This is a genomic window from Fuerstiella marisgermanici (assembly GCF_001983935.1).
GTDB classification, from domain to species: Bacteria; Planctomycetota; Planctomycetia; order Planctomycetales; family Planctomycetaceae; genus Fuerstiella; species Fuerstiella marisgermanici.
On the sequence record NZ_CP017641.1, the window covers coordinates 8,464,388 to 8,481,111 of the forward strand.

The 16,724-nt window shown below is 55.2% G+C and carries 12 protein-coding genes; 1 reads left to right on the forward strand and 11 read right to left on the reverse strand.

Translation table 11 applies throughout. The annotated features are described in order from the left end of the window. Nucleotides 1–101: 101 nt before the first annotated feature. The 11 genes from Fuma_RS32090 to Fuma_RS32140 form a co-directional block, all read right to left on the reverse strand. Nucleotides 102–1,541, reverse strand: a complete 1,440-nt coding sequence (locus Fuma_RS32090; RefSeq protein WP_077027706.1) for a DUF1501 domain-containing protein — start codon at nucleotides 1,539–1,541, stop codon at nucleotides 102–104. Between the two features lie 138 nt (nucleotides 1,542–1,679). Beyond that, nucleotides 1,680–4,094 carry a PSD1 and planctomycete cytochrome C domain-containing protein gene (locus Fuma_RS32095; RefSeq protein WP_218922341.1) on the reverse strand — a complete coding sequence of 805 codons (2,415 nt, stop codon included), beginning with the start codon at nucleotides 4,092–4,094 and terminating at the stop codon, nucleotides 1,680–1,682. 520 nt (nucleotides 4,095–4,614) lie between these two features. Beyond that, nucleotides 4,615–6,051, reverse strand: a complete 1,437-nt coding sequence (locus tag Fuma_RS32100) for a DUF1501 domain-containing protein (protein WP_077027708.1) — start codon at nucleotides 6,049–6,051, stop codon at nucleotides 4,615–4,617. Nucleotides 6,052–6,079: 28 nt separating this feature from the next. Then, a complete protein-coding gene (locus Fuma_RS32105) occupies nucleotides 6,080–9,112 on the reverse strand; it encodes a DUF1553 domain-containing protein (protein WP_099091843.1) in 3,033 nt (1,010 codons plus the stop codon). Continuing rightward, entirely contained in the window at nucleotides 9,109–9,906 is a 798-nt protein-coding gene (locus tag Fuma_RS32110; protein ID WP_158521203.1) for an IclR family transcriptional regulator, read from the reverse strand. Before Fuma_RS32110 ends, Fuma_RS32105 begins: the two co-directional genes overlap by 4 nt. Before the next feature lie 337 nt (nucleotides 9,907–10,243). Then, nucleotides 10,244–11,008, reverse strand: coding sequence for a peroxiredoxin-like family protein (locus Fuma_RS32115; RefSeq protein WP_083732477.1), 765 nt, complete (start codon nucleotides 11,006–11,008; stop codon nucleotides 10,244–10,246). An 85-nt stretch (nucleotides 11,009–11,093) separates the two neighbouring features. Continuing rightward, complete coding sequence (locus Fuma_RS32120) at nucleotides 11,094–11,558, reverse strand: hypothetical protein (protein WP_077027710.1); 465 nt, start codon at nucleotides 11,556–11,558, stop codon at nucleotides 11,094–11,096. A gap of 109 nt (nucleotides 11,559–11,667) precedes the next feature. Beyond that, a complete protein-coding gene (locus Fuma_RS32125; protein WP_077027711.1) occupies nucleotides 11,668–12,417 on the reverse strand; it encodes an SDR family oxidoreductase in 750 nt (249 codons plus the stop codon). A 260-nt stretch (nucleotides 12,418–12,677) separates the two neighbouring features. Next, a complete protein-coding gene (locus Fuma_RS32130) occupies nucleotides 12,678–13,259 on the reverse strand; it encodes a TetR/AcrR family transcriptional regulator (protein ID WP_077027712.1) in 582 nt (193 codons plus the stop codon). A 321-nt stretch (nucleotides 13,260–13,580) separates the two neighbouring features. Further along, entirely contained in the window at nucleotides 13,581–14,870 is a 1,290-nt protein-coding gene (locus Fuma_RS32135) for a 3-keto-disaccharide hydrolase (RefSeq protein ID WP_077027713.1), read from the reverse strand. 75 nt (nucleotides 14,871–14,945) lie between these two features. Further along, entirely contained in the window at nucleotides 14,946–15,326 is a 381-nt protein-coding gene (locus tag Fuma_RS32140; protein ID WP_077027714.1) for a winged helix-turn-helix transcriptional regulator, read from the reverse strand. Between the two features lie 186 nt (nucleotides 15,327–15,512). Between Fuma_RS32140 and Fuma_RS32145 the strand changes: the two genes are divergently transcribed. Next, the gene (locus Fuma_RS32145) at nucleotides 15,513–16,499 is read left to right on the forward strand and encodes a zinc-dependent alcohol dehydrogenase family protein (protein ID WP_077027715.1); all 987 of its coding nucleotides are present in this window, start codon (nucleotides 15,513–15,515) and stop codon (nucleotides 16,497–16,499) included. Nucleotides 16,500–16,724 lie beyond the last annotated feature (225 nt).

Genomic DNA, 16,724 nt, shown 5'->3' on the forward strand with positions numbered 1-16,724 from the left:
CCGACCGGCTTCGGCGCAGTGCGTGCTCGGGCCGATTGATGTTGCAATCTCTGTTAAACGGCGCGTGAGCGGCTTGCCAGGTTCTGCGGCGCTACTTAGCCTCAGGCGAGTATCTCCTCGATCACCTTGCCGGCAACATCGGTGAGTCGGTAGCTGCGACCGTTGTGAGAGTATGTCAGCCGCTCATGGTCCAAACCGAGCAGGTGGAGCATGGTGGCGTGCAGGTCATTAACGCTGACGGGGTTTTCAACGGCTTCGTACCCGATCTCGTCAGTCTCGCCATAGCTGACGCCGCCTTTGATTCCCGCACCGGCCATCCACTGCATGAAGCCCTTGGGGTTGTGGTCGCGCCCCTTGCCGTTTTGGGAAATCGGCATGCGACCAAACTCGCCACCCCAAATCACGAGCGTGGAATCGAGTAGTCCGCGTTCTTCCAGGTCGGAGAGAAGGCCAGCCACGGGAACGTCTGTCGCCGCACAATGGTGCTTGTGATTTTCTTCCAGGTTGTCGTGGGCGTCCCATTCGCCGTCGCTGTAAACCTGCACAAACCGTACGCCGCTTTCTACCAGCCTTCTTGCCATCAGGCATTTGGATCCAAACGACTTGGACCGTGGTTTGTCGATCCCGTAAAGCTTGTGCATGTCCTGTGTTTCTCGCGAAAGGTCCACAACTTCGGTGGCTTCTTTCTGCATGCGAAATGCCAGTTCGAACGACTGCATCCGGTTAGCAAACTCAGCGTCACGCGTGTGTCGCTGCATGTGTTCGTCGTTTAACTTCGCCATCAAGTCCAGTTGTGCACGCTGGTCCTGCTTCGTGATCTGTGGCTGTCGGTTAAGGTTTAGCACCGGCGTGCCCTGAGAACGGAAAAGTGTTCCCTGGAATGTCGAAGGCAGAAAGCCAGCACCCCAGTTGTGCGGACCGCCTTTGGCGCCCTGAGTGTTGCCCATCACAACATAGCCGGGCAGATCCTGGTTCTCACTTCCCAGGCCATAGGTCGCCCATGCTCCGGCGGTGGGAAAGCCTGGACGAGGCAGGCCGCTGTTAATTTGATAGATCGCCGGGACGTGGTCATTCGATTCGCTGTAACACGATTTGATGAACGCCATTTTGTCGACATGTTTGGCGACATTGGTGTACTGGTCGCAAACCTTCTGTCCGCATTCGCCATATTGCCTGAACGAAAACGGAGACTTCATCAACGGTCCCGGGTTGCCGAAGAATGCCTGGATATCCGTGGTGGCACCATCTTGTTTGTCCAGCTCAGGTTTGTGGTCGAACATGTCCACAGCACTGGGAGCACCTTCCATGAACAGCCAAATGATTGACTTGGCTTTGGCGGGGAAGTGGCCTTGCCGCGGAACAAATGAAGTCACCGGAGCGGAAGGGCTAGCTGGTTCTGGTGCGGCCAGAAGATTTTCTTCGGCCAATAAGCTGGCCAGACCGATCATTCCAGCCCCAGCGCCCGCTCGACAAAGCCACTCACGGCGGCTGAGTATGTTTGCGACGCGACCGCAGGGAAACAATTGAGAATTGTGCGACATGTCATTCCGTCTTTCTGATTCGTAGTGCCCACTGTTCAATCAGTCGCAGGGCGTTCGCCCCGGTTCATTCAGTGGTCGGGCCGGATGTTTCTACTAGCTACAGCTAGCGCCCGTCGGCTGGTTGGTTGTTTCTGTGACTCAATCGACGTAGATAAATTCATTCAGCCCAAACAGCGACTGGCAAAAGTCCGTCAGCGCTTCGATGCGCGGATCCTGTTCCTCGCGGCCCGCTCGGACCTTGGCTTGTGCTTCGATGAATTGGATTGAAGTTTCCGTTTCACTTTCCGTTGGCAATCGCGAGAAAGCGGCTTCGAATGCCTTCTCGATGATCGGTTGTAGCGCGGATTCTGCGGGAACTGTTTTATCGGTTTGGCTTTGCACCAGCAGGTTTGCAAAGTCACGAGACACGGTGCGAACAAAGCGATCGTTCAGGATCACCATCGCTTGCGGTGCGACGGTCGTGTTTTGTCGGCGAGCACAACTGGTCATTAAGTCCGGGCGATCAAACGCCTGAAACATCGGATAAGGAATCAGTCGCTTGTGGAACATATAGACGCTTCGCCGCCGAGTAGTCGCGTCGTCCGGTGCATCTTTGGGATAGCCCTCGCCCTGGATATTTCTGGCCAGGTTGGCCTCGGGAGCGATGTATGGTTTGAATCCCGGGCCGCCAGCTTCAAGGTTAAGAGTGTTCGTGACCGCGAGCATTGCGTCACGCATGATTTCAACCTCAAGGCGTAACGGCGCCATTCGCCACAGCAGACTATTGGCTGGGTCGATCTCCGATCCGCGTTCGTCCGAAGCGTCGCGCGTGCTGGCCTGTTGCCAAACGGCACTGGTTAGAATGTTTCGGTGCAGCGTTTTCATTTTCCAGCCGTTCTCGACGAAATCGTTGGTCAGGTATTCGAGCAATTCAGGGTGCGATGGCTCGTCACCACGAACGCCAAAATCGCCTGTGGTGCCGACGATTCCCTTTCCGAAATGATGATGCCAAACGCGGTTGACGATAACTCGCGCCAGCAACGCGCCGCCGCCATGTTTCGTGTCTGTGATCCAGTTGGCAAGAGCCCGGCGCTGCAATGTACTTTGAGGTTCGCCGAATTCGCTGTAGGCTTCTCTGGCCTTTTGCCAGTATTGATCGGCGTCCACACCGGCCGACAGCATCGCGGGAAAACCGAGGTCGAGTTCAATTTCACGGTCGTAGAAATCGCTGCGACGAAATAGCCATGTGGTCCGACGCTTGGCGTCAAAGTCTTTGAAGAAGAAGCCTTCTTTCCCGCTGGGTAGCTTGGCCGTCACTCGGTCACCGCTGTGGAAGACGCCCAGTAATTGATAGTAATCTTTCGCCGAAAACGCGTCGTACTTGTGGTCGTGACAGCGAGCACAGGCGACCGTGATTCCCAGCAGGCCGGATCCCACTGTGGAGATCACGTCGTCCAATTCGTTGTACCGATTCATCAGTCGCTCACTTTCGAGGAACGAATCGGGCAGCTTGAAGGCTGTGCCAGCAGTCAAGAATCCGGTGGCCGAAACCGCAGCATCATTCTTCGGTTCGAACTCGTCACCGGCGATTTGCCAGCGGACAAACTGGTCGTACGGCATGTCGTCATTGAGTGCCTCGATCACAAAATCGCGATAGGTGTAAGCGTGCGGACGGTCTCTGTCGGATTCCTGCCCATCGCTGTCTGCATAGCGAGCCACATCCAGCCAGTGCCTTCCCCATCGCTCACCATGACGGGGCGAATCCAACAATTCGTCGACAAGACTTTGAACGGCCGTATTGGGATCTTTCGAATGAGCGTCAATGAACTGAGCCGTTTGTGTTGGAGTTGGCGGTAGCCCGATCAGATCAAAATACAATCGCCGCACCAGTGTTCTTGCGGTGGCAGGTGTCGATGGTCGGAGCCCTGCGTTCCTAAGCTGCCGTAGTATGAAATGATCGATCGGGCTTTTGGACCAGTTGTCATTGGAGTGCCGCGTCGGTACCTCAATTTGCTGGAGTCTTTGAAAAGCCCAGTGCGTTTGGGCTCGATCCATTTTAGGATCAGCAATGTCCGCGCCGTCCGGCCACTTCGCGCCCTGATCGATCCATTTGCGAAGGAGGTCGATCTGTTTTTCGGTCAGCGGCTTATTTCCTTCCGGCGGCATCACGCGATCTTCATCGGCGCCGGAGACCAGTTCAATCAGCAAACTCTTTTTACTGTTGCCCGCAACGATCGGAGCATCGCTGTCGCCGCCCTTTAACGCTTTGGCTTTCACGCCCAGGTTCAGGCCGCCCTCCTCCGTCGTTCCCGCATGGCACTCGTAACAGTTGTCTCGCAGGATCGGTTGAATATCACGAACAAAGTCAACCGGCTCTGACGGCGCCGCAGTTACCGGCGCGGCGGCATTCGCTTTGGCCAGTGCTTCAGTGTTCTGCGCAACGGCGACACTATTCAGCACGGCAAGGCAGATTGCGAAGAATGATGAGCTGCGATTTAACGGAAGAGTCAATGGAATGAACTCCATATATATTCGCCAATAGAGGCAGTTGGGTGTACGAATTTCCTGCTTCATGGGGAAGCCGCTTACAAGTAAGGTGAATCGCACCCGTGCCCGGTCAAATTCGGATGACCGAGCTTTGCAATGCTATTCCGGCACTGTGCACCATCGCAACAGCAGGTCTTGAACGTTACAGCGAATTTCGCTGACTTGTGCTCACGGAACAGGCATTTCAGACGATGAACGCTGTTTCCCACGGGCCCGAACCGTTCACAATTAGGGGAGACTGCTCTAATTATTCAAGGGGGCATCACGTCAGGCAAGCGTCAAGCGACCTGCATGCAACTTCGACGATGTCCACAGCAGCTGAGAACTTCGGTCTGAATCGCGGTTCGACCAGACTACGGAACATCTGTTCATTACTGCCCGAAACCGCTGCACACAAGCGAATTGACAGCGACGGAGTCAAGGTATTACGGCAGCGGCTTTATAGGATTCGGGCGCACCCACCGAATCGACGAGAGCAAGCGTTAGCCGAAGCGGTGATGCTGTTTGGTGGGACCAAAGTTGCCAGGCATCCGTACGTGCCGTCACGCTACGCCAGGATTTCTTCCACAACTTCGCCGTGCACGTTCGTCAGGCGACGTTGGATACCGTTGTGGTAGAACGTAAGTTTTTCGTGGTCAATGCCGAATAGATGCAGGATGGTGGCATGAAAGTCGTGCCATGGAATGGGCCGTTCAACCGCTTTCCAGCCAAGATCATCGGTGTTGCCGAATGCGAATCCAGGCTTGAGGCCCGCACCGGCCATCCAACAACTGAAGCCGTAGCGATTGTGGTCTCGCCCTGGCCCAACCTGATCGGCCGCCGACTGGGCAAACGGTGTGCGACCGAATTCCGTCGTGAACAGCACCAGTGTGTCGTGCAGCATGCCGCGTTGCTTCAAGTCCTTCAGCAAAGCAGCGACGGGTTGGTCGATGCGACCGGCTTCGATCGTGTGGTTCTCTTTCACATTTTCATGAGCGTCCCAGCTGGCTCGCGGGTTTCCTGCAATTGGACCGCCGGAGAACAACTGCACAAATCGCACACCTTGTTCCAGCAGCCGCCGGCCCAGCAGACAGCGTCGACCCATGTCGGCAGTTTGCTGATTGTTGATGCCATAAGATTCCTGAGTAGTGACAGACTCTTCCGCAAAGCTGCTGACTTGAGGAATGGACGTCTGCATCTTCGCTGCTAACTCGTAGCTCTTCAGCCGAGCCATCAGTGTGGCGTCGCCTCCCTGACGATCCACATGCTGTTGGTTGACGGCTTGCACAAACTGACGAGTCGCCGCGTCATTTTCCGCGCTCAGCTTGTCGCCGCCCACCAGGTTGCTGGGAAACAAATCGCGAACCGGTTGCTTACCGCCACGCAACACGACTCCCTGATGATTCGACGGTAGAAAAGCGCTGCTCCACGTTGAGGCTCCCGTATTCGGGGCACCTCGTTCGTCGTTCAATACGACGTAGGCAGGAAGCGATTCGTTTTCGACACCCATGCCGTAGGAAATCCAGCTTCCCATTGAAGGAAAGCCGTTGAACTCAAAGCCGTTGTTAGCCAGAAACAGTGCCGGCGTGTGGTTAGCCGATTTGGATTCCATACTGCGCAGAATGGTCAGGTCGTCGGCAAGTTCTGCGATGTGAGGAAACATGTCGGAGATCATCAATCCGCTTTCGCCGCGCGGCGTGAACTTCCAGTCTTCTCGTCGCAGCAACCCCATCTGTCCGAAGAAGAGGTCTGGAGTTTCGTCAGTCTGCAGCGACTTACCGTGAAGCCTGGTCAATTCGGGCTTATAGTCGAACGAATCGATGTGGCTTAAACCGCCAACAAGGCAAATGTGAATCGCCCGCTTCGCTTTCACGGGACGAGAACCGAAACCGTCGGAGGCAGATGCCGTTTCAGCAGCCAGCAGCGAGGCGAGTGCCGTTGCGCCGAGTCCGTTGATGCCCCAGTGAAATAGATCGCGACGATCAAGGGCCTGGTTATCGTTCATAAGTTGCTCCGCGTGTTCTGTCCGCTTGCTATTCGATGACGACAAACTCGTTCACATTGAAGAGGCCTCGGCACAATGCCGATAAGCCGTGCTCGGCAACCAGTTTGTCCGAGAGCACTCGTTCTGATTCGTTGGGATCGCGCGCGATTGCCAACTGCCACGCTCGTGTAATTTGAGCCGCGTGATCGTCGCCCGCTTCGCTGCGAACTCGTTCAGCAAAGTAATCCGACATCCGGAGCACCAGCACGTTGTTCATCAGGCTTAACGATTGCAGTGGCGTCGTTGTCACCGAACGTCGCGGAGCCGTCGCGGCGGGATCGGGACAGTCGAACGAATCCAGCAACGCGCTGCGTCCGCCGCGCGGATTGAAGCGATAAACGGTCCGTCGAAAGAAATCGGGATGGTCGACATCGATCGGTTCGTAGTACGTCGTGCCTTTGTGCAATGTGACCGACACGTCTTTGAAGCTTGGTCCACCAGCAGCATCGTTCAGCTTGCCGACAGTCGTCAGCATTGCGTCTCGCAACGATTCCGCCTCCAGTCGGCGAACATTGGCTCTCCACAATAATCGGTTGGTTGCATCCTTAGCCGCAGCCTTCTTCGTGTCGGCTGCCGAGTGGCCGTGAGTCGCCTGTCTGTAGGTACTTGCCATGACGATTTGCCGGTGGAGTGACTTCAGCCGATAGCCGTTGTCCTGAAATTGTAACGCCAGATAATCTAATAGCTCAGGGTGACTTGGGCGTCCGCCGTTGAATCCGAAGTCGTTGGGGGTATCGACGATGCCTGCGCCGAAGTGGTAATGCCAGACACGGTTGACGATCACGCGAGCGAAGAGAGGATTGTTCTCGCTCGTGATCCACTCTGCCAACTTCCGGCGACGCTCTGCTTCTGCGGCGTCAGGTGCCAGGCCGAAATCAGCCGAAAGCCCCTCGATTGCATCGATCGCTGCAGGAGCAACGACGTCGCCGACATTGTCCGGATCGCCTCGCAGCAGCACATTTGTCACTGCAGCTTTGCGAGCGGTAAGCGTATAAACGGTGCGATTGACCTTCGCGGCCTGCAGATCGCGTGACGCCTGCAAATGTGCGGTGGCAGCTTTTAGATCCTCGCGTTGTTTGCGAGTGGCCTCGTGCAGCGACGCGACGAGCTGCTCTTCAGGAACATACTCGGCTGCATTGCCAGATGACGCTGCGACTTCATCCGGTGTTAAAGCGCGGTTGTAAAATCCAGCGGCGTGAATTCGGCCTTTCAAGTTTCGATTTCCGCCATTCGGCTTGTGTCGCAGGCCGAACAGAATCTCCGTCTCGTTCGCCTTGAATGGTTGTAGGTCCGACTTACGAATCGATGTGCCGTAAGCCAATCCGTCTCGATAGCCGATGATCGTTCCATCTTTTTGATACACCAGCGCGACGTGGACCGGTCGATTAATAGCCTCCAGTTCATCACTGCCATTCAATGTATCGGTCCGCTTGAAGTTGTTGCTGCCGGGCATCCACTGTTTGGGGTCGCGTTCGCCAAACACGACGGCATCGAACAGACCGCCTTGCAGGCTGGCAATGGAAATGGCGGCCCCGCCGCGTTGATCAAGGTTGTCCAGTTGCACCCATGCTTCCAGAGTTTTCTCAACGATGTCCGCTGGTATCGCCGCGGTTTCGACGAAGCTGGCCCCGTCCAAAATCAAAGCACCGTTTTCGATGCGGGCCGTGCCCTGAGCTTTTCCGTGCAGGGTTCCAATGGAATCACTCAGATCGCTATCGAACTCCCATCGGGCGAACGCCGCTGGAGGTTCGGAAGAAAATTCTTCACCTGATTTGCGGTTGGCAATGATACGTTGACGGGCCGCCTGATCGATGCCCGCTAGTTGAGCACGATGTTTTTTCAGTTGTTCGTCCAGGACTTGCAACCTGGCTTGCTCGTCCGGCTGTGGGATTTTCTTTTCACCGTGATCGAGCCCCGAGATGGACGAGGCGAGCTGATAGTATTCTGCCTGAGTGATCGGGTCGAATTTGTGATCGTGGCAGCGGGCGCAATTGAACGTCAGGCCAACAAACGTTTGCCCGAGTGTGGCCAGTACTTCTTCGATCTCATCCTGCCTTGCCAGTTGTTTCATCCGTTCGCTGCCACCGACCGTTGTGTTGTGCACGCCAGCGACCCAGAAACCGGTTGCCGCCGCGCCTTCGGTTCCGCCGGCAAGTTGATCGCCGATCAATTGCATGCGTGCAAATTCGTTGTAGGGCATGTCGGCATTCAGTGAGTCAATCACCCAGTCACGGTACGGCCACGCATTCTCGCGTTGGAAGTTACGTTCGAAGCCGTTGCTTTCACCAAAGCGAACCACATCCAGCCAATGCCGCCCCCATCGCTCACCGTAATGCCGCGAGCTCAACAATTCGTCGACAACGTTCTGATAAGCTGCATCGGACGGATCGGCGACAAATGCAGCGACTTGTTCTGGCGAGGGCGGCAGGCCAATCAAATCGAAATACAGTCGGCGAATCAGGTGGCGCGGGCTCGCTTCTGGTGACGGCTTCAAGCCCTGTGCCTGCAGTTTTTGCAATACGAACGCATCGATCCCGTTGCGTCCCCAGCCTCCGTCTGGCTTCGGGGGTGACACGTTGCGAAGCGGTTGCAGTGACCACCAGTCACGCCCGGCTCGGGAGTCGGTCGTGATTGAGAACAGATCGAGCGCACCACCGCTCCACTTGGCTCCTTCGTTGATCCACTGTTTCAGCGTCGCTTTTTGCGTGAGACTCAGCGGATGTTTGGGCGGCATTTCATCCGAGTTGACTCGTTCCCACAACAAACTCTTCAGCGCTTTTCCCGGAACAATCGCCGCGCCGCTGTCGCCACCTTGCGTTGCCCGCGCGAGTTCTGTCAGGTTCAACCCGCCTTCCGGTTCGGATCCGCGATGGCATTCAAGGCAATGCGACACCAGAATTGGTGCAACCTGCTTATCGAAGTCGATTTCCTGAGCCTGCAACAGCGAAACACCGCCGCTGGCCATGAAGGTTATGATGGTCGCCGCAGCCAACCCAAAGTGCGTCCAACGTTGTCGTGTCATGACAAGAGTTCCCTGCGTGTACGTGCTGCCGCTTCAATGCACCATTGGCCGAGTTCCGCAAAGCGTTTTTGTGGCAGGCGCTTTGTCGGCGACATTACCGTGATCGCTCCGACCGGACGTTGGTACGCATCGAGTATGGGCGCCGCGACGCAGCGAATCCCCTCGATGCCCTCCTCCCAGTCTTCCGCGTAACCTCGTTCGCGAATTCGCTGCAGATCGTTTAGCAGTGCGTTGCGAGTCGCCTTCGTGTTCTTCGTAAACTTCTTCAACGATGTGTCGGCAAGCCAATCGTCCAGTTCTGATTCTGACGATGCCGCCAGAATCGCTTTGCCGGGCGCGCACGAATAAAGCGGAATGCGCATAGCGACTCTGCCCATCACCTGAACGGCTTCCAACCCTGAAACCTGCTCCAGCACCATCCCCTTGTTGCCGGCGCGAATCATCAGCTGCACCGTTTCGCGAGACTGATCACGCAACCACTGCATGGCGGCGTGCGCGCACAGGACGAGGCTTTTATCGAAGGAACGCGGCTGGCAGCTTTCGATCAATCGACTGGTCAGCTTATATCGCCGGTCTTCTTCGCCGCGAACCATGTACCCCAGCGACACCAGCGTACTCAGCACTCGAAACGCCAGGTTCGCTGAACAGCCCGTCTGCTGAACGACTTCTGCCTGAGTGAGCCCGGTCGCCATTCGCCCGACCGCCTCGATGACTGCCATCGTCTTCGCCGCAGCGGAAGATGGAAGATCACCGTCGATTTTCGCCTCGACAGGTCCGGTAATCGTCGTCGTCATTGAAGCAAGACCTCTGAGCTGCGAATGGACATTGCCATCGCGCGGCCACATTCATTTCGAGATATCTACATACAGATCGCCATCTAAGTGTAGAATCGCTGAGGTGCAGTGTCAATAACGTCGCTTGTTCATCGGGTTCGGTCGCTGGTCCGTCGCATCCAGCTCCGTGCGCTGGTGTAGACGATCGCGTGCCGTGGGGGGAGAAAGCTGCAGACGATCTGCCGTTGGCCTGCCTGCCATACCGCAGTTCATGGGTTGAGGCGATGGTCGCGAATGGAAATTTCTTTGGAGCGTCCATGCCCCGCAGTATTGAAGATTATTGGGACCTGGTTGGCCGTTATTGAACAGCTGCTTTCACGGCTTCGATAACGTCGGCCGGTTCGGCTCGCTTCTTGTAGTCGGCGTCAAGAAACGCGTAGGTGATTTTCCCGGACTGATCGATGACATAGGTCGCTGCCAGCGGCAACTCCATTGCGTCGTCGCCGTTGTATTCAGGCAGTTTCAGTTTGTCGCGATAGGCTGGAATGATCGGTTCCGGCAGTTGGAAAACGAGACCATAGTCTTTCGCCACGGCGCTGCCTTTGTCGTGTAGTGCGACGATATCCAGGTCGTTGGTGTCAGCCGTTTCTTTGGCTTTTTCCGGCAGCTCTGGCGTGAGCACAACCAGCTTTGCTCCGGCATCCTCGATCTTGTCCATACTCTGCTGCATCGCGCGAAGTTGAATGTTGCAGTACGGGCACCAACCGCCTCGATACCACATCAGCACGATGGGACCCTCCTGCCAAAGTTCGCTGAGTTTAACGCTGCTTCCGTCCCAGCCAGACAGTTCCGCGTCAATCGCCGCATCCCCCACTTGTTTGGCAGATTTTTCGATGCCGGTCCCTCGGACAGTTTCGACCGCTTCTGCATATGTCTGACGTACGTCTGCCGGAATTCGCGTTACGCTGGCGGCGGCTTTTTCTTCGAGCTGTTCGGAAAGCATTGGTGTCTCTTCTGTTTGTGTTGTGTCGGAATGTTCGCCTTCAGGACTCGCACTTTCTGAGCATCCGCTGACTACCACGACGAAAATGGTGAAGGCAAATGGAATTGTTCTGGTGTTCATATCTTTTCTTCGTTTTGAGGTTTGGGGGTTGGGTTTACATCGGATCACATTCATCGATGACCTTCACGCTGTTGAAGTACAGGTGTTAGGCAGAACTTTGAGCCTTCAAGGCCACGGGATTTTCCTTGCTGCGTAGGATCTGAGGGAATTTGCTGTAGCGAGAAAACAGGTTTACCACAGCGATGACCACGATCCCGGCCGCGATGTAAACGAGCGGCCATTTGGGGTTTGTTCGCAGAAGAAATTCCGAGAACAAAGCACCAATCATCGCACCCGCCGCGTAGAGGCTGTTGAATGTATACAGGAGTCTGGATTTTTCGTTTCCATCCTTTTTCAACAGCAGGATTAACGCATTCGTAAACAACGAAATTGAGGCGTAGCCGATGATAAAACCTGTTGTGATCCTGAAGAAGGTTGGATCAATTCCAATAGGTTTTGCCATATCGACAAACGCTGCGACTGAGACGGGCCAAGCTGCAAACTTTGAAATGGTAAACCGGACAAGGACAAGACCTGAGATGGAATTCAGCAAGGTCAGTAGCGGCTTCATCGTGGAATTCTTTCGTGAGGGTAGCGGACAAAGGGCGATTGGATTTAGTGACGCTGACTGCCTCAGGGGCTGTCGCGGTTGTCAGGCTTCTGGTGATTTCAGATAGGGCTCAATCAACGTTTTTCTGCAGTTCGGCTTCGACGATGTTTTCGGCGAAGCTTCGATAGGCGTCACCAACTTGTTGGGCCACCGGATCGGGCCACGCATGGAATCGCCCATCGGCAATCGCGTCGAAGACGGCATCTGCCACCATCGACGGCGGCGAGGCGTTGTCACCAAAGCCGGCTTCCTGGCCCATGTCTGTTTGAATGGGGCCGGGGTGCACACTGACGACGAGTGTGCCCTGCTCTCGCAGTGAATCTCGTAGTCCTTGCGTGATTGAGTAACTTGCTGCCTTGGATGCGCAGTAAGTGGTCTTGTCTGCGAATGTCTTGACCGAAGCGATACTGTTTAGCTGAGCGATGACGCCGCCACCGTTCGCTTTCAGTACGGGAGCAAACGCCTGAGCGACCCGCATGAGGCCGTATACGTTTGCGTTGATTTCGAACTGCAAAGCTTCGATCGCGCCTTCGTCTAACGCGGTGCTGATCTTCATGACGCCAGCGTTGTTGATAACAACATCGACGTCGGTTGCCGTTTTCGCTGCCGCAACGATAGAAGCGGGGTCGTTGAGGTCAAGGCGGATCGGTACGACGCGGTCACCATGCTTCTTAACGAGTGGCTCAGCGGACTCTGTCTTTCTGACGGCGGCGTAAACCTTCTTCGCGCCTCGCTGAAACGCCTCTTCAAGAATCGCTTTCCCGATGCCGCGGTTCGCCCCGGTCACCAACACTGTTTTGTTTTTTACGTCGAATGTCATCTGTCTGTCCCTAAGTGATCAAAAAATGGAGAGGTGTTGTCCTGGTACACTTGCCGAAGTTCCTGGCGTTTGGGCTTCCAGATTTATTCGGCTACGCAGCAGCCCACACGTCTCAGTCGGTTATGTCGCTATTTATTGTTTTGACCAATTGGTCAAATTGAGGGCAAAAAAAAGAGGAGGTTTAATCCTCTGGACCATCTGACGGTTCCTAACGCCATTCCTTACTACGTATCCCAGCTTTTTGGGGGTTTACTGTATGTCTACGAAATCAGACCGATCGCCTGCTGGGCCACTTGTCGCAAAGCCGTTTTTCCGAACGCCCCGCGACCCAGCACGCGAATTCCAACCAGCAGGGCAACCAGAGCATTCGCCGTTGGGCGCGTGTCGACCGAGTCTGGAATGCTGCCAAGTTCCTTGCCTCGCTTAATTCGTCCCTCAAAAAAAGTGACGACTTCCTTAATCCCCTCAGAGACGAGCTGTTTGACGTCATCGTCATGAGACGAATATTCGAGAGCGGTATTGAACAGCAGGCAGCCCTTTTTGTTGGGATCGTCCAGCGTGGCCTTTACCAATGAGTCGAAGAGCATGGTGATCGCTTCACGCGGATCTTCGACGGTCTCCAGCATTTGCAGTTTACTTGTCCTTCGATCACCGCCGTATTTCGACAGTGCACGCACGAAGAGGTCATGCTTCCCGTCAAACGCGTTATAGAGGCTGCCTCGCTTGATGCCTGTAGCATCCGTAATGTCAGAGATCGATGTCGCGGCGTAGCCCTTCTCCCAGAAGACCTCCATCGCCTGCTCGATGACGTCCGATTCTTCGAATGATTTTTCCCACGGCATTAGTTTATCTCACTGCATTTGTGCCTTGCTTAGCCCACTCTATGTGGTTTTGACTGATTAGTCAAGATAATACTTAACATTAGTTCAGATGGTCGTTCACTGTTCAGTCTGTAGCCGGGGAGCCGCGGCAGCCCGGGAGTCGCTGCGGGCGGGGATTACGGGAAGCGAGCGCGCATGTCCCGCGTTCCCGCCCTTCGCAAGTGACAGCTCACCCAGCGAACGCTTTGGAATCAGTTGCAACGATGTCGGAACGTTCGTGTCATTGGCACGGCTTTTTTGATGCAGGCGAGCCACCGTTCACATGTCGATTCAGGTCGCGACTCATTTTCGATCGATGAGTTTCCTCATGTCGTCGGTGATGGGCATGACTTCGAAGTCTTTGAAGAACATTTCGCAGTCGGTGCCGCCATGCATTTGCAGGCCCAGCTTGCCCGTTTTTTCGCACGCTTCGTCAACGAAATCTGACGTGCAGAATCCGTTGAGCGTTTGGACCAGCCGGTCGCCATACGCGGTGGTGCAGGTGGTGTTCCACTGATCATCTTTGTTGCGGACCTTTTCAATGAACTCATCGTTCGTGACCACCCAGCCGCGACCGGGAATCGTTTTTCCGTCAACGATGCCAGCGGTGTGCCAGAGGGCGGAGTCTTTGCCGTTGTTGGCAATTTCGTTTTGGAAGCCTCGCAGGACCCACGGGGCGCTCGTTTCTTCCGCGCGAAAATACAAGGCGCTGTTGCCGCCGTGCATGCGATACGTGACGCGAGCAATGAAGTTGTCGTAGTTCCTGTTGGAAATGACCAGACCATCCTTGCCCTGACTCTTGGTGTGGACGCCGTGCAATACACCGTCTTTGTTGAATGACCATTCTTCCGGAAGTACGAATTTGGCGTCGGCGAGTTTGTAGTTGCCGTCATCACCTTTGACGAAGAACGGCTCCCATTTGCTTTCGCCCAGATCTTTAATGCGAATGTTTTTCCAGGCGACGGAACCGGATTTTCCGGAGTGAATCTGCAGCCCGATAAAGCCCTTCATCGCGACGCTGTCGAACATGTCGACGACCAGCTTACCGTTTAGCCATGTTTTGATGGACGGTCCGACGCACTGAATTTCGACGTCGTTCCATTCACCTTCCTTTGTGCTGGCCTGAGCGGCATCGAGTCGTTCCTGTGGTGTGTGGGCGTCGAGCCAGATGATGCCGAATTTGTGGCCGCGACGTCCTTCATCGTAGATGCGACCGGTCACATCCCCGACCGGACTTATTTCATACTGATAGCCGTACACTCGTTCGCCATCACCTTCCGGACGGGCGGCGGAGCGGAACTGGACGCCGGAGTTGCCGGCTTCAAGGAATTTGTATTGGAGCTTCAGAACAAAGTTGCCAAACGGTTTTTCTGAGCACAGGAACGTATTGCCTGGTGTATCCGGAATGCACTTGCCAACAATCGAACCATCCCTGACCTCGTATTCCGCTGATCCACCTCGTTTTTTCCAGCCGGTCAGATCACGGCCGTTAAACAAGGAAGTAAATCCGTCTTCGACATCTGCGGCCGACGCGGTCAGTCCGCTGAAGGCCAAAAGTCCGACCATCATCGCCATTACAAAGCGTTTTCGCATTTTCGTTTTTTCTTGAAGGGGTACTTGTGGATGAAGACTGAATCCCAGCCCTCGCCAATTCTTTTGTCTGGGCCACTATGCGCTGTTCCGAGCAGCAGCAGCCCTGATCTCGAGCAGTTTCAAAGCGTGAATTTCTCCCCATGACTTCAACGCAGCCAACACAGGTTTGAGAGACTCACCTTCTTCGGTTAACTCGTATTCGACTCGCGGCGGCACTTCTGCGTAAACGATTCGGTTCACCAGACCACTGGCCTCAAGTTCGCGAAGTTGTTTCGTCAGCATCCGCTGTGTGACGCATCCGATTTTGCGTTTGAGTTCACTGAAACGCAGCCGACCATCGAGTAGGTAGAAAAGCACAATGCCTTTCCACTTTCCACCGATCAACTCCAGTGTCGCCTCAACAGGGCATGCGGGCAGTACATAGTTTGAGTGCCGGTTTTTGATGTCGGTATCCATTTTGTGCCTACGTGTCCGAAATGTGCGTTCTTGTTCTGTTGAGAGGTACGTCTATTATGTTGGCGTGTTCGAGCCGTGGCAACACAGCGAAGGAAATCGACCAGCGACAGCTGAGATCCTTTCCGCAGCGATTGCCGCCCCAAAATTCCAATACGTAAACCATTCAATCTCAGAGAAAGTGAACCGATGAAATCAATGCTCATCACAGCTTATGGCGAAGACGCCGTTTTTGAAGCCGGCGAAGTTCAGAAGCCAGCCGTCACCCCCGGACACGTCTTGGTGAAGATCGCGGCGTCCAGCGTGAACACCGTGGACACCATGATCCGCAAGATGGGTAAGGATCTGCCGCTATCTCCCGACACACCCGCCATCCTCGGGGTGGACTTCGCGGGAACAGTTGAAGCTGTTGGCGATGGCGTGAACGACTTTTCAGTCGGCGATGAAGTTTACGGCTGCGCTGGCGGCTTAGCCGACTTGCCGGGCACGCTGGCCGAATACATCGTTGCCGACGTCGATTTGATCGCGAAAAAGCCAGGCAACCTTTCCATGCGTGAAGCGGCCGCTTTGCCGCTGGTCGCAATCACAGCGTACGAAGGGCTGACTCGCGCTGGCATCAAGCAAGGTCAAAAAGTTCTGGTGCACGGTGGATCCGGCGGCGTCGGCCATGTGGCGGTACAGCTTGCCAAACATTTTCGCGCGGACGTGTATTCCACCGGAGGCGGCGACAAGCAACTGGCGCTGATCGAAAAGCTTGGCGCAACCGGCATCAATTACAAAACAGAATCGGTTGAGCAGTACGTTGCGAAACACACCGATGGGGCTGGTTTCGACATTGTGTTAGATTCGGTCGGTGGTGAGAACCTCACGAACTCGTTTGAAGCGGCAGCACTCAGCGGCCAGGTTGCGACGACCGTTTCGTTGTGTGAACTGGATCTGACGCCAGCCCATTTTAAAGGTCTGTCATTACACGTTGTGTTCATGCTCATTCCCATGCTGCACAGCCACCGGCGAGAAGACCATGCCAGGATCCTGCGTGAATTGGCAACGATCGCCGAATCAGGCAGTCTGAAGCCCGTGCTCGATGAAAAGCAATTCTCGCTCGAAGAAGCTGGTGATGCACACGCACGCCTGGAAAGCGGAAAAGCGATGGGCAAAGTCGTCATCTCGAACTGAAGCGAATCCGGGCTGTGAGCCTGTAATACGAAAGTTAAAGGTCAACGATGAACCGTGTGACATCAACTGCTTGCTTTGTGGCAGCAACCATATTGCTCAACGTGCTCGTTTCTGCGCAGGAACCTCAGGCAACCGTTTCGACAGTTACTTCGCACGATACGGTGCAGGCCTATGAGACAGAACTTGAGTTGTATGCGTCGCTGGAACAATCCGCCAAGCGCCACA

What these genes read in the sequence shown, in the direction of transcription:
- Fuma_RS32090 (WP_077027706.1), bottom strand. Translation starts at nt 1,541, where the DNA reads ATGTCGCACAATTCTCAATTGTTTCCCTGCGGTCGCGTCGCAAACATA.
- Fuma_RS32095 (WP_218922341.1), bottom strand. Translation starts at nt 4,094, where the DNA reads ATGAAGCAGGAAATTCGTACACCCAACTGCCTCTATTGGCGAATATAT.
- Fuma_RS32100 (WP_077027708.1), bottom strand. Translation starts at nt 6,051, where the DNA reads ATGAACGATAACCAGGCCCTTGATCGTCGCGATCTATTTCACTGGGGC.
- Fuma_RS32105 (WP_099091843.1), bottom strand. Translation starts at nt 9,112, where the DNA reads ATGACACGACAACGTTGGACGCACTTTGGGTTGGCTGCGGCGACCATC.
- Fuma_RS32110 (WP_158521203.1), bottom strand. Translation starts at nt 9,906, where the DNA reads ATGACGACGACGATTACCGGACCTGTCGAGGCGAAAATCGACGGTGAT.
- Fuma_RS32115 (WP_083732477.1), bottom strand. Translation starts at nt 11,008, where the DNA reads ATGAACACCAGAACAATTCCATTTGCCTTCACCATTTTCGTCGTGGTA.
- Fuma_RS32120 (WP_077027710.1), bottom strand. Translation starts at nt 11,558, where the DNA reads ATGAAGCCGCTACTGACCTTGCTGAATTCCATCTCAGGTCTTGTCCTT.
- Fuma_RS32125 (WP_077027711.1), bottom strand. Translation starts at nt 12,417, where the DNA reads ATGACATTCGACGTAAAAAACAAAACAGTGTTGGTGACCGGGGCGAAC.
- Fuma_RS32130 (WP_077027712.1), bottom strand. Translation starts at nt 13,259, where the DNA reads ATGCCGTGGGAAAAATCATTCGAAGAATCGGACGTCATCGAGCAGGCG.
- Fuma_RS32135 (WP_077027713.1), bottom strand. Translation starts at nt 14,870, where the DNA reads ATGCGAAAACGCTTTGTAATGGCGATGATGGTCGGACTTTTGGCCTTC.
- Fuma_RS32140 (WP_077027714.1), bottom strand. Translation starts at nt 15,326, where the DNA reads ATGGATACCGACATCAAAAACCGGCACTCAAACTATGTACTGCCCGCA.
- Fuma_RS32145 (WP_077027715.1), top strand. Translation starts at nt 15,513, where the DNA reads ATGAAATCAATGCTCATCACAGCTTATGGCGAAGACGCCGTTTTTGAA.